The following is a 12,866-nucleotide window of genomic DNA, read 5'->3' as shown; positions in this document are numbered from 1 at the left end:
CGGCTCGGTTCGTCCCGATCACCTGCGGACGTCAGCCAACGGGCCTGCGAGAATGGATCCGATGAGGGCGACCCACCGGTGAGGATCACCAGACCGCTGCTGGCCGACAGCGTGCTGGCCGCCACCCTGGCCCTCGCCGGAGTCGGCGGAACCGCGTTCGCCGGTGACGCCTCCCGCGCCCAGGTCCCGATCGACCTCCGCGGATTCGCGCTGTTCGTGGTGCCCGCGCTGGCGTTGGCCGTGCGTCGACGGCTGCCGCTGCCCGTTCTCGCGGTGGTGGCGGCCAGCACGTCGGCGTACCTCGTCCTCGGCTACGCCTACGGACCCATCCTGCTCACATTCATGCTCGCGGTCTACAGCGCCGCCCGGCACGCACCCTGGGCGCGAGCCCTCCCCGCCGCGGGGGCTGCGCTGGCTCTGACGCTCATCCACCTGGCCGTCCCCGGCACGGCGCTCGGGCTGCTGGGGGTGGTACCCGTCGCCGCCTGGGTGGTCGTCCCGTTCTCCCTCGGCTTCACCCTTCGCGTGCGGCACGAGTCCGCCGCCCGGGCCCGCGCCGAGGCGATCCGGCGGAGCGTCGACGACGAGCGGTTCCGGGTCGCCCAGGAGGTCCACGACATCGTCGGCCACGGGCTCGCCGCCATCAAGATGCAGGCCGACATCGCCTTGCACGTCCTGGCGAAGAAGCCCGAACAGGCCGAGGTCGCGCTGGAGGCCATCAGCCGCACGAGCAGCCAGGCGCTCACAGAGCTACGCGCCACCCTCGCCGTCGTCCGCCGGTCCGGCGCAGAGGGGGAACTCGCCCCGGTGCCCGGCCTGGCGCGCCTGGATGAACTGCGGCGGCGGATGGCCGCGGCCGGCGTGTGGGTGCGGTTGGAAACGTCGGGCTCGGTCAGGGCGTTGCCCGACGCGGTCGACCTGGCCGGTTACCGGATCGTCCAGGAGTCCTTGACCAACGTGCTGCGGCACAGCGGGGCCGGCCAGGCCGTCGTCACTGTCGGCTATGAAGCCGGCCATATTCTGCTCGTCGTGTCGAATCCGGTGACGGCCGGGCCGCCCGATGTCGGAGACGGGTCCGGGATCATCGGCATGCGCGACCGCGTCCGGGCCCTTGGTGGGGACTTCACCGTCGGGCCCACGTCCCAGCACCGGTTCGAAGTCCGTGCCCGCCTGCCGACCGGAGTTCAACCATGATCACGATCGTTGTCGTCGACGACCAGGAGCTCGTCCGCCTCGGCCTGCGGACCCTGATCGACAGCGAGGACGACCTGGACTGCGTCGGCGAAGCCGCTGACGGGCTGGCCGCCGTCGCCGTCACGCAGCGAACCCGGCCCGACGTTGTCCTGATGGACATCAGAATGCCCGGCGTCGACGGCATCGAGGCCACCCGCCGGATCACCGCCGACCCCACTCTCACCACCACGAAGATCATTGTGTTGACGACGTTCGAGCACGACCAGTACGTCTTCGACGCCCTCCGCCACGGCGCCAGCGGCTTCCTGCTGAAGGACACCAGACCCGCCGAGCTCCTGCTCGCGGTCCGCGCCGTCGTCCAGGGCGGAGCGCTGATGTCGCCGTCGGTGACCCGCAAGGTCATCCGCGAGTTCGTCGCGGCCTCGCCCCGCCCGCTCAGACCCCACCCTGACCTGGGCACCCTCACCGACCGGGAACGCGAGATCGTCGCCCTGGCCGCCGAAGGCCTGAGCAACGACGAGATCGCCGGCCGACTCGTGATCAGCCCCGCCACCGCCCGCACCCATGTCAGCCGCGCCATGCTCAAACTCGGCGCCCGCGACCGCGCGCAACTGGTCGTCTTCGCCTACCAGTCCGGCCTGGCGGCCTGATCCCGGCGAACGTGCCACACCAGACCCACGAGACGGGTACGTCGATCCCGCCACCGACACCTCGGCTCTTCGACGACGCCGTCCGACCGGGATCCCCTGGCGCGTAGCCGCCGACGGATACGCAGATCTGCGTACCTCCGAGGCCGCTTCTGAGCGGACGCCCGCCCCGGCCGCGCGACAGATGATCGAGCCATGACGAACGAGCGCACGGACGAAACGGGTTGGCGTCGGCGGTGGGTCATCGCGACCTGCGCGGCTCTGGTCCTCGCGGCGGTCGGCGACGCCGGTCCCGAGATCGTCGCGTCCCGCAGCCTGGTGGCCGGGTACGACGGGCCAGGGCCCCTGATCTACCTGGGCTTCGCCGCGATGGTCGCGATGGTGCGGTGGTGGCGTTTCACACCGCTGCTGGCAGTGGTGATGTCCGCCTTCTTTCTCGTCGGCGGGTTCGCTGACGCGGACTTCGCCAGCCGGCTCACCACCCCGACAGGGGTCGCGTCCGCCGGGGCATGGCTCCAGATGCTCAGTTTCGCGGCGGCGATCGTCTGCGGAACGGCTTCCGTGCGCTGGCGACGCGCCAGACCGACCGTCAACTCCTAGACCACGTGGCAACAACTGTGAAGGGACGAGCATGACGAACACCATCGCGGCGCGATTCTCGTCGACGCCGAAGAGCACGAAACTGTCGTTGTCCGGGCTGGCGGTCGGCGTCGTGGGGCTGATCGTTCAATGGATCGCCGATCCGGACAAGTTCGGCGGGTTCCCGCCGGGGATCCTCTTCATCGCGGGATGCGCCGCCCTGGTGGTGGTGGCGTCCGGCCGTTGGTGGGCACCGGTGTTCTCGGCACTGATCTCGCTGTGGATCGTTCTCGGCGGGTTGGCCGCCGGCAAGATGATGCCCAACTTCCGCTCAGGGGACGTGGGAACCGTCGCCGGCACGGCGGTGATGTCGCTCGGGCTGGCGTTCGCGGCGGTCACAGCGGTCGTCGCGATGGTCGCCGGCCGTCGGGACGCGGCGGCACGGTGACTCCCACGCACGTGGCCTGGCGCTGAGCGAGCAGGACGGCGCACGGCCCCCTCCTTCGAACGCCGCGCCTGACCGTGGTCTGACGGCGGGGCGGGGACCGACCCGGGGCGGACTGTCGGGTCGGCCCCGCGCCCTGTTACCGTGGCCGCCGCCTACGACACGGAGATCAACACCATGAACGACGCACCGGCCGTACTGCGTGCCAAGGCCCCGGTGACCCATCAGATGACGCGACGGTTGGTGTGGGCCGGGGTCGCCGTGGCGGTGACCGCCACGGCCGTGCTGACCTACGTGGTGACGCGGTCGACACCCACGCACCGGACCGACCCGCGCGTCGACGCCTCGGCGGCGGCAACCGGGGCCGTCGCCGTACCCGTCGCCTCCGCGACCCCGGCCGTGTGTGGTTCCACAGCCAAGGGTTCGCCCGTCACCCTCGTCAAAGGCGCTGCCGAGTGCTCGCTGATCGTCGACATCGCCAACAGGTACCAGGCCGCGATCGGGCGGGGAGAGGCCGCCGGCCAGGGGCTCTTCGCCTCCGTGGCCGACTGGAGCTGTTCCTGGCCGTATGTCGCGGGCCGCTCCCACGCCGATTCCTACCTCACCTGCGTCCGGGAATCCGACGGCGCGGAACTGCGGATCGGCACGTAGAACGGTCAACAGCGACGTGTGTCCGGGGAGGGTTCACAAGTCGCCGTCGCGCGGTCAGCGGTGGTCAGGCGGTGGTGCGCGGCCGGTGCGCGTGCCCGGCGACAGTGGTCTCACCAGCCCAGCACCGAGGAGCACACGATGAACACCACCGCCACCCGCGCCGAGATCACCATCGACGGCCGCCGGCTCTCCTACCTCGACTTCGGGGGTACCGGTCGCCCGCTGCTCGCCCTGCACGGCCACCTCGCCGAGGGCGCGACCTGGGCCGACCTGGCCGCGGAGTTGGGCGACGAGTGGCGGGTGATCGCCCCCGACCAGCGCGGACACGGCGACTCCGACCGGTCCGTGACCTACGCCCGGGCCGACTACGTCGCCGACGCCCTCGCCCTGCTCGACGCGCTGGGCATCGAGCAGGCGGTGGTGCTCGGCCACTCCGGCGGAGGCATCACCGCCTACCAACTCGCCGCCCGGCACCCGGAGCGGGTGATCGCGCTGATCAACGAGGACGGCCCGGTCGAGCAGCGCACCGGCGGCCCGAGCCCCCTGGCGTTCCTGGCCGCGTGGCCGTACTCGGCACCGACCCGCGACGCCCTGCTCGCCGGGCTGGGCCCGATGGCCCCGATGTTCGCCGCGAACGTGCGCGAACACGCCGCCGGCGGTTGGCGGCTGCCGTTCCACCCGGCCGACACGATCCTGTCCGAGCAGGGCACCCACGGCGACCGCTGGACCGACTGGACGGCCAGCACCTGCCCGGCGCTGCTGGTGCTCGCGCTGCGCAGCCAGGCGCTGCCGGTGGACCAGGGCCGCGCGATGGCCGCGCGACGGCCGAACACCGCGCTCGTCGAGCTCGACACCGACCATTTCATCCACACCGCCGACCCGGTCGGCTTCGCCGCGGCGGTCCGGACCTTCCTCGGCGGGCTGTAGCTCCGCACCGGCGGAGGGTCGGGCGCCGGACGTGGGAGCGGAGCGGTGGCGGGGCCGGTGACCGGTCCCGCCACCGCTGCCGTCAGGCTCCGACTCTGGTCAGGGCCCAGCGCTGCAGGTTCGTGCCCGTGTCAGCCGCCTGGGTGGCCACGGCCCCGTCGCCGGCCCCGCCGATGGTGAGCACCAGGGAGCTGTGCACGGCCATGATGGTGCCGCCCGTGACCCGCCAGCGTTGGTTGGCCCCGTTGGTGCAGGTCCACTGGATGACCGCCGCCCCGGCCGATGTCGAGCCGCCGTAGACGTCGACGCACAGTCCGCTGGCGACGTTGGTGATCGTGTACGTGCCGTCGGCGTTGCCGGTGAACCGCCACTGCTGGTTGGTGCCCGAATGCTGTGTCCACTGGACGAGCTGCGTGCCCGTCGTGGTGCCGCCCGGGTTGTCGAGGTTCTTCGCGGAGCCGACGCTGGTGACGGTGTAGACCCCGTTGGTCAGCGCCGTGGGTTCGTACGCCTCGAACTCGGCGAGGGACAGGATCTGGCTCCCTGCCTGCTGCACCATCAGGTACCGGGCGGAGCGGCCGACCGGAATCGTCGTGGGCGCACCCGCCTGGGTGGTCTGGTGCACGCTCCACACGCCGGCCGTCGCCGCCTGCTGCGTCGGGGTCTTGCTGGTGGTGAACGGCGTGTCGGAGGCGAACACCCAGTAGTCGGTCAGCCGGTTGGAGCAGCAGTCGGTCCGGTTGAAGATGTTGACCGTGCCCAGGGGCCGCGAGGATCCGAGGTCGACCTGCCACCACGGGTTGGCTTCCGTGGCGGGGTCGCTGGTGTGGGTGATCGACCCGGCGCCCCATGAACCGTTGGTGTTGCCGTCGACGGCCCGGCCCGCGTCGCCGCCCCACGCGGTGGTCGACTGGGTGGCGGGGCGGCCGTAGGCCAGATTGGTGACCTGGTCGCCGGCGTAGGCGGAGAAGGACGAGATCGCGGGGACGGCGCGGGCGGCGAGGATCCGGAGCCGCACCTTGCTGGTGGTGATCGGGTTGGCGAGCTTGAGGAGGCGCCGGTAGCCGACGGTGGTGGCCGTGGTCGCCTGGACCCAGGCGGTGCCGTTCCAGGTGTCCACGGCGAAGGACGTGACCCGCTGGCCGGCGGCGATGTTCTCCTGGACGCCGAACTCGCCGACGGTCGTCGGCGAGCCGAGGTCCACGGTCAACGTGCCGGTCGTGGTGGTCGGGCTCCAGGCGGTGTCGTACGCGCCGTCGGTGGCGTTGGCCGCCGTGCCGCCGTCCGTGCTGGTCGCCGTGCCGGTGCGGGCCGCGTCGGTGCCGTAGTAGGAGCGGATCCAGTCGCCGAACTCGCCGAGCCGGGTCACGACATCGGCGGGGAGCCTGCCGGTGTTGTCCGGCGCGGTGTTGAGCAGCAGCACACAGTTGCGGCCGATCGAGGTGTGGTAGAGATCCTTGAGCTGGTTGAGGGTCTTCGGCCCGTTGCCGGCCTTCCAGAACCAACCCGGCTGGATCCGCGCGTCGCACTCCGCCGGCGCCCACTTCAGGAAGTCGGCCGCCCCGAGCTTGGCGTCGCCGAGGTCGGTGGCTTCCCCGCCGATGGGACTGGTCGGCCGGTCGGCGGCCCCCGTCGCGGAGCCCGTGAACGGCAGCGCGCCGTACTCCGACAGTCGCGCGACCCCGTCCTCGTTGCCGACCCAACGCAGGTCGGTGCCGCCGAACATGACGGCCCCGGGTTGCAGGGTGCGCACGATGCGTACCCAGTCGGTGTAGTCGTAGGTCTGGGTGGTGCTGCCCAACGGGTTCGCGCCGTCGAACCACACCTCGTCGACCTGCCCGTACTGGGTCAACAGCTCGTAGAGGGTGTTCATGAAGAACCGGTTGTAGTCGTCGGCGACGACGTCGAACGTGGCCGGACCGCTCGGCCGGGTGCCGTCGAGGCCCACCTCCGGGATGGTCGCCGCCCGCGCGGCGCTGTTGTTGCCGTACCGGCCGCCGGCGAGCGCCTCGTGCAGGTCGGCCGGGGACAGGTAGAACCCGACCTTGAGCCCGTACTTGTGCGCGGAGTCGGCAAAGCTGCGCACGATGTCGCCGGTGCCGTTCCGCCAACTGCTCGCCTTGATCGAGTGGTCGCTGTACCGGGTCGGGTACATCAGGAACCCGTCGTGGTGCTTGGCGGTGAAGGTGACCTGCGCGAAGCCGGCGTTCTTCAGGGTCGACGCCCACTGGTCGGTGTCCAGGTTCGTCGGGTTGACCACGTTCGGGTTCTCATGGCCGTCGCCCCACTCGACCCCGTTGAAGGTGTTCGGGCCGAAGTGGATGAACGCGGTCTGCTCCCGCTTCTGCCAGGCCAGCTGGGCCGCCGAGGGTACGACGTTGGCGGCCTTCTCGATCCGCTGCGCGAGGGTGTCGGAGGAGGGGGTGGCGATCACCGGGGCGGGGGTGACCGCCGCGTGCGCGGGTGCGGCGACGGCGACGGTCAGGGCGCATGCGGCCACGGCGAGGAATCTGCGTTTCACGGTGTCCTGCTCTCGTGCGGGGGATTCACGTGATCGGATGAGTACTCATGTTGAGTGGCGGAATTCGCCGTGTCAACCGGCAGAACCCCACATGTCATCCGATGTCTATCGTGGCTACCCCGCGCGGCGCCCGGCCGCCCCGGCCCTCAGGAGCGGTCGTGGCGGAAGTGGACGCTCGAGTCGGCCGGGGTCCACCGGTAGAACTCCCGGGCGACGGCGTCCTGGGGCTTGGCCCAGTTCGGGTCGTACGGGCTGATGAACGGCCGCAGCTCCGCGCTGATCTGCCGGAAACCCGGAAGGTCCGTCGCCCTGCGCAGGGTCTCGACAGGATCCTCACGGAAATCCACCACGTGCAGATAGATGTCGTTGAGCGAATAGAGAGAGCGTTGTTCCACGCCCAACTCGTACGGCAATGACGTCGCGTCCGAGTTCCCGAAAACCTCGGCCACCGCTGCTTCGGCCATCGGCTTGATACGCGCGACAATCACGGTCCTGTGCATGCCGGATTCCCCCCATCGGTCGGTGTCGTGCCTGATCGGCACCTGTGAAGCGACCCAGGGTGGCAGGCGCCGTGATCCGGCTGTGATGCACAAGGAACCTATCAACCCGACAACCCTCCGCACAGGAGAATGCCCTGACTACGGGCCGGGAAATGGCCACGGCGTGTCCATTGACGCGGCGGCGGGAGGTCACCATGCTGGGCCGGTGCGGCCAGGCTTGCCATCATGGGGGACAGCCTGCGTCGAGGCACAACCCGGAGGCGACGCGATGGCACAGGTGGCGATAGTCGGCGGCGGAATCGGCGGTCTGGCGACCGCGCTCTTTCTCGGACGCCGTGGTCATACGGTGGTGGTCTTCGAGCGCGAGGAACGTCGACCGACGGGCGACCTCGACGGCGACTTCCTGGACTGGTCCCGGCCGCGCATCCCTCAGGTCGTGCAGCCGCACGCGTTCCTCGCCCCGGTGCGGACCGTGCTGCGCTCCGAGGTGCCCGACGTGTACGCCGCGATGCTGGACATGGGTGCGCGGGAGTACCACGAGTTCGACTGGTTCACCGAGCATCCGCCCGTGCGGCCGGGCGACGAGGACCTCGTGGCGGTGCGTACCCGGCGCATCCTGTTGGAGACGGCGCTCAACGACGCGGTGTCGCGGGAGCCGAACGTCGAGGTACGCCTCGACGATCCCGTCGAGGGACTCGTCATGGACCACGGGGGCGACGTCCCGCGGGTCACGGGCGTGCGCACCGCGTCCGGGGTGTTCTCCGCCGACCTCGTGGTCGACGCGGCCGGACGTCGTTCACCGGTCGGCGACTGGTTGGCGGAGTCGGGGGCCAGGACGCCGGTCGTGGAGAGCCACCGGGTCGGGCGGGCCTACTTCTCCCGCTGGTACCGGCTGCGTCCGGACGGTCCGCAGGATCCCGGCCGGGTGTGGGACGTCGCGGTGACGCCGTTCGCCATCAACCTGGTCTTCCCTGCGGACAACGGCGTCTTCGCCGTGACGTTCGCGGTGCCGGTCACCGACCCGACCCGGCTGGCGCTACGGGATCCGGCGGTCTTCGACGCGGCGGCCCGACGCTTCCCGGCCAGCGGCCCGTGGCTCGGGCTGGACCCGGACGGCATGGGCGACGTACAGGTGATGGCCGGGCTCGACAACCGCTGGAGCGGGCTGGTCGACGAGGCCGGCCCGGTGGTCACCGGGCTGGTCGGCGTCGGCGACTCGATCACGCACACCAACCCCACCCTCGGGCAGGGCGTCGCGCTGACGTTGCTGGCCGCCCAGCGGGTGGCGACGACCATCGACACGTGCGCGGACCCGGCAGCCTTCGCCACGGACTACCACGCCTGGGCGGTGCGCACCCTCAAGCCCTGGTTCGACCACCAGGTCGCCGTCGACAGCGGCGACGAGGTGTTGTTCTCCCGCGACAAGGGCCAGGCGGCTCCGCCGCCCCGCACGTTCGACGACGGGAGCCGGGCGCAGTTCGCCGCGACGCCGTGCGCCATGGAGGACCCCGTCGTGATGCGGGCGCGGGCCCAGGTCCGCCATCTCGCCGTCGCGCCGGACCGGGCCTTCCAGGTCGAGGAGGTGCGCGAGCACCTGGCGCACTGGCTCACCCGGCATCCGGAGTTCCCGTCGATGCCGGAGTTCGTCAGCCGCGCCGAATGGCAGGCCCTCACGGGGACGGAGACCACGGGCGGGTAGCCCGTGGTCTCCCTGCTGGCTCAGGTCGCGAAGATCTTGGCCAGGTGTCCGTCGAGGGCCGCCGAGGAGACGGGCGCGCACCGGAAGCCCACGTGCCCGTCGGGCCGGATCAGGTAGGCGCTCGTCCCGCGGATCCCGTACGCCGTCCGGAACGCGTCGGCGGTGTCCCGGAGCACCGGCAGGTCCAGATCCGTGGGCACCGACGCGTCCGGGCTCGCCAGGACGTACACGGTGATCAGGTCCTGGTCCTGGCCGCGCACCCTGCCGGCCAGCTTCTCGAACTCGAACATCTCGTCGCCGGTGGTCGCCGCGTCGGCGTAGACCAGCAGCGTGTGCGCGGTGCCCCGAGTGAGTTCGAACAGGCGCAGCGGATGGCCCACACCGAAGCGCCGCAGGTGCTCGGCGTCGGGCGCCCGGTCACCGGGCCGGGGGCCCGCGACAAAGGTCCCGGCGTCCTCCAGCGCCTCGTCCACCAGCGGGCTGCCGACGTAGGTCATGGTCATCTGCATCTCGGTCAGGAACTGCTCCTTCTCGTCGTCCATGTCCATCTCGTCGGTGAACGCGACCCGGACGGCCCGGTCGACGATCGACTTGCCGGCCGGCCGGCGCTCGGCCTCGTAACTGTCGAGCAGGCCGGGCGTGGCCAGCCCCCGCACCGCCAGGGCCAGCTTCCAGCCCAAGTTCCAGGCGTCCTGGATACCGGTGTTCATCCCCTGCCCGCCGGCCGGCGGATGCAGGTGCGCGGCGTCGCCGGCGACGAAGGCCCGCCCGACCCGGTACCGGTCGACGATGCCGTGTTTGATCCGGAAGATCGACGACCAGCGCAGATTGCTCGCCGTAGTGGGGGCCGGGGCCAGCTTGTCCAGGACGGCCTGGATGTCGCTCAGCTCCGGCGGGGTGTACTCCTGCGAGAACCCCGGCGGCACGGGCCCCGAGCCCACCTCGGACTGCAGGTGCGCTGGTGCCAACGTGGCGACCCGGTAACGGCCCGGCCCGCGCAGCGGCACGCACACGAGCATGCCCTTCATCTCCTCGTCCTCCACCTGGATCATGCGCAGCAGGTGGCCCTCCGGCATCGACCAGTCCAGGTCGACGTCGCCCAGCATGAACAGTTGCGGGAACATGCCCATGCCGCCCTCGAAGGTCAGGCCCAGGCGCTCGCGCACCGTGCTGTGCGCGCCGTCGCAGCCCACGAGGTAGCCGGCCCGCACCGTCTGGGCCGTGCCCGAGGAGTGCACGACGCTCGCGGTCACGCCGGACGCGTCCTGGGTGAAGTCGCGCAGCTCGTAGCCCCGCTCGACCGTGACGCCGAGTTCGGCCAGGCGCCTGGTGAGGATCCGCTCGGTCTCGTACTGCGGCAGGCCGAGGTGGGCGTAGGGCAGCTCCGGCAGGTCCCAGTCGACCTGATGGGTCTGTCGCCCGTTGACGTACACCGTCTGGCCGTGCAGCCACATGCCGGCGTCCATCGCCTCGCGGACGACGCCGATGTCCTCCCAGATCTCCATGGTCCGACACTGGATCCCGATCGCCTTGTCGGCGCTGCCGGACAGTTCGGCGCGCTTGTCGATGATCCGGCAGGACACCCCGCGGCGGGCGAGTTCGATCGCGGCGGTGAGGCCCGCCGGTCCGGCCCCGACGATGAGCACGTCCGTGTCGGCCGCGCCGACTTTGGACACCGCGACGGGCCGCGGGGCCTCGGCGGCCACGACCGCTGCGGGCTGCGGGGCGGTGACGGCCGGAGGCTGTTGGACCGCGGCGGCCGGGAGCCGCGGGGCCGCCGCGGCCACGGCCACGGCATCCTCGGCTCGCGGCGTCGGCTCGGCGGGCGGCGACTCCTCCGCCGGCCACTCCTCCGGGCGCGCGATGATGTGATACGTCGTCCGCTGGAAACTCTCCAGGAGGTACGGCAGCAGCGGCGCGGTCTGCTCCAGGTGCGCCGGATCATCCGCCCAGGCGTTGAAGACCTCGTCGTTCTCCCACTCCGCGAACAGGTGGTAGGTCGAGGTGCCCGGCTCGCGCAGCAACTCCTCGCGGACGTGCCCTGGCGTGCCCCGCATCCGCTCGGCGACCTTGCGGTACGCGCGCTCGTACGCCTGCTCCTGGCCCTCGGCGACGGTGATCGTCACGTCCACCCGGATCCGTGGGCCCTGCGCCGGCACGTCGTGCAGAACGTGGTAGGTGTTCTTGTCCGCCGACTCCCGGAGGTCCCGCAGGACCGCCGTGAGCTGGTCGCGCACGGCGCTGCGGCCGAACGCGTCGAGGGAGCTCTGGTCGCTCCAGTCGCTGGTGATCAGGAACGTGCGCGGATCCTCGGCGTCGCGGACCAGCTCCTGGCGCAGGTTGCCCGGGATCCGGCTGATCTCCGCCGCCGCCGCGCGCCACGCCGTCTCGAACTGCGTCTCGCACCCCTCGCGGGCCCGCATCCGCAACACCGTGCGGACCTGGTTCTCGTTGCGCTGCGTGTTCAACTCTCCCCCTCTTCGTGGAACCGCCTCAGGACGATCGAGCTGTTGAACCCGCCGTACCCGCGGGCGTTGATCAGGACCGCGTCCGTGCGGAGCTCGCGCGGCTGGCGCACGAGGTCCAACTGGTACGGGCCCGGGCGGTGCAGGTTGCCGACCGCCGGGACGATCCCGTCGCGCAGGGCGAGCAGGGCCGTGGCCACGTTGATCGTGGAGCCGGCGCACATCCGGCCGGTGAACCCCTGCGGGGCGGTGACGGGCACCCGCGACGAGCGCTCGCCGAAGACCTCGTGGATGGCCTGGGCCTCCAGCGCGTCGAGGGCCGGGGTGCCGGCGCCGTCGGCGACGACGAAGCCGATGTCGTCCGGCGTCAATCCCGCGTCGGCGATGGCCAGCCGCATCGCCCGGGCGAGCTGGCGGCAGTCGGCGGCCGGATTCTCGTGGTGGTGCGCGTCGTGGGTCGCGGCGTACCCGGCGATCTCCCCGTAGATCTGCTGCACGCCGCGGGCCAGCGCGGTGTCGGCGTTCTCCAGCATCAGCACCGCCCCGCCCTCACCGGGGACGTAGCCGTCGGCGTCGACGTCGAAGGGCCGGTACCCGGTCAGCGGGTCCGCGCTGGTCGTCATCCGGCCGTTGGTGACCAGGCACGCCAGCGCGTACGGCACCACGGGCGCCTCGGTGCCGCCGGTGAGCACCGCCGGGGTTCCGCGCCGGACGACCCGGCGCGCGCCGCCCAGGCAGTCCAGCCCGCCCGCACCGTCGGAGACCAGCACCGACGCCGGCCCCTTGGTGCCGTGCAGGATGGAGGTCTGTCCGGCGCTGGCCGCGTAGAACCACGCGATCGACTGGTACGCCGTCACCGCCGCCGGCCCGCCCCCGCACATCGCCTGCACCTCGCGCTGGCCGAACTCGCTTCCGCCGTAGCCGGCCGCGAGCACCACCGACGTGGCGTAGGGGTCGTGGGCGGCGGGATCGTACTTGGCGTCGTCCAGGGCCAGTTGCGCCGCCGCCAGCGACATCCAGGTCCACCGGTCGGTCTGGATGGTGAGCCGGCCGTCGAGGTGGTCCTGGGCGGCGAACCCCCGCACCTGGCCGGCGAGCGTGGTGGCGTAGGAACTGGGGTCGAAACCCTCGATCCTGCGCACCTGGAGTTCTCCGGCCAGGTGCGACCGCCAGTGTTCCTCCGCGCCGATGCCGCTCGGGGAGACCACCCCGATGCCCGTGACGACGGTCCTGGTCAT

The 12,866-nt window shown here is 71.6% G+C and carries 11 protein-coding genes; 7 read left to right on the top strand and 4 right to left on the bottom strand.

What is annotated here, in order from left to right; all coding sequences use genetic code 11:
• The first annotated feature begins 78 nt into the window (after positions 1–78).
• The 6 genes from IW245_RS02775 (at position 79) to IW245_RS02750 (ending at position 4,443) form a co-directional block, all read left to right on the top strand.
• A complete protein-coding gene (locus tag IW245_RS02775; RefSeq protein WP_197001624.1) occupies positions 79–1,194 on the top strand; it encodes a sensor histidine kinase in 1,116 nt (371 codons plus the stop codon).
• Entirely contained in the window at positions 1,191–1,844 is a 654-nt protein-coding gene (locus tag IW245_RS02770; RefSeq protein ID WP_197001623.1) for a response regulator, read from the top strand. The genes IW245_RS02775 and IW245_RS02770 overlap by 4 nt, the downstream gene beginning before the upstream one ends.
• A 192-nt stretch (positions 1,845–2,036) precedes the next feature.
• Positions 2,037–2,441: a hypothetical protein gene (locus IW245_RS02765; RefSeq protein ID WP_197001622.1), complete on the top strand. Its 405-nt coding sequence runs from the start codon at positions 2,037–2,039 to the stop codon at positions 2,439–2,441.
• Between the two features lie 31 nt (positions 2,442–2,472).
• Positions 2,473–2,868, top strand: coding sequence for a hypothetical protein (locus tag IW245_RS02760; protein WP_197001621.1), 396 nt, complete (start codon positions 2,473–2,475; stop codon positions 2,866–2,868).
• Positions 2,869–3,042: 174 nt separating this feature from the next.
• Positions 3,043–3,516: a hypothetical protein gene (locus IW245_RS02755; RefSeq protein ID WP_197001620.1), complete on the top strand. Its 474-nt coding sequence runs from the start codon at positions 3,043–3,045 to the stop codon at positions 3,514–3,516.
• A 138-nt stretch (positions 3,517–3,654) separates the two neighbouring features.
• Positions 3,655–4,443, top strand: a complete 789-nt coding sequence (locus tag IW245_RS02750; RefSeq protein ID WP_197001619.1) for an alpha/beta fold hydrolase — start codon at positions 3,655–3,657, stop codon at positions 4,441–4,443.
• An 82-nt stretch (positions 4,444–4,525) separates the two neighbouring features.
• On the opposite strand, the gene IW245_RS02745 is transcribed toward IW245_RS02750, so the two are convergent.
• Complete coding sequence (locus tag IW245_RS02745; RefSeq protein WP_197001618.1) at positions 4,526–6,964, bottom strand: alpha-L-fucosidase; 2,439 nt, start codon at positions 6,962–6,964, stop codon at positions 4,526–4,528.
• A 146-nt stretch (positions 6,965–7,110) separates the two neighbouring features.
• Positions 7,111–7,464, bottom strand: a complete 354-nt coding sequence (locus IW245_RS02740; RefSeq protein ID WP_197001617.1) for a TcmI family type II polyketide cyclase — start codon at positions 7,462–7,464, stop codon at positions 7,111–7,113.
• On the opposite strand from IW245_RS02740, the gene IW245_RS02735 reads away from it, so the two are divergent.
• Positions 7,463–9,163: an NAD(P)/FAD-dependent oxidoreductase gene (locus tag IW245_RS02735; protein ID WP_307788860.1), complete on the top strand. Its 1,701-nt coding sequence runs from the start codon at positions 7,463–7,465 to the stop codon at positions 9,161–9,163. The two genes, IW245_RS02740 and IW245_RS02735, sit on opposite strands and share 2 nt — an antisense overlap.
• Positions 9,164–9,183: 20 nt before the next feature.
• On the opposite strand, the gene IW245_RS02730 is transcribed toward IW245_RS02735, so the two are convergent.
• Both IW245_RS02730 and IW245_RS02725 read right to left on the bottom strand, forming a co-directional pair.
• On the bottom strand, positions 9,184–11,631 hold the full coding sequence (locus IW245_RS02730; protein ID WP_197001615.1) for an FAD-dependent oxidoreductase: 2,448 nt from the start codon (positions 11,629–11,631) through the stop codon (positions 9,184–9,186).
• Positions 11,628–12,866 (bottom strand): beta-ketoacyl synthase N-terminal-like domain-containing protein, encoded by a 1,239-nt coding sequence (locus IW245_RS02725; protein ID WP_197001614.1) that lies wholly within the window; start codon positions 12,864–12,866, stop codon positions 11,628–11,630. The genes IW245_RS02730 and IW245_RS02725 overlap by 4 nt, the downstream gene beginning before the upstream one ends.

Source organism: Longispora fulva (assembly GCF_015751905.1).
GTDB classification, from domain to species: domain Bacteria; phylum Actinomycetota; class Actinomycetes; order Mycobacteriales; family Micromonosporaceae; genus Longispora; species Longispora fulva.
This window is presented reverse-complemented; position numbering and strand designations above follow the sequence as displayed.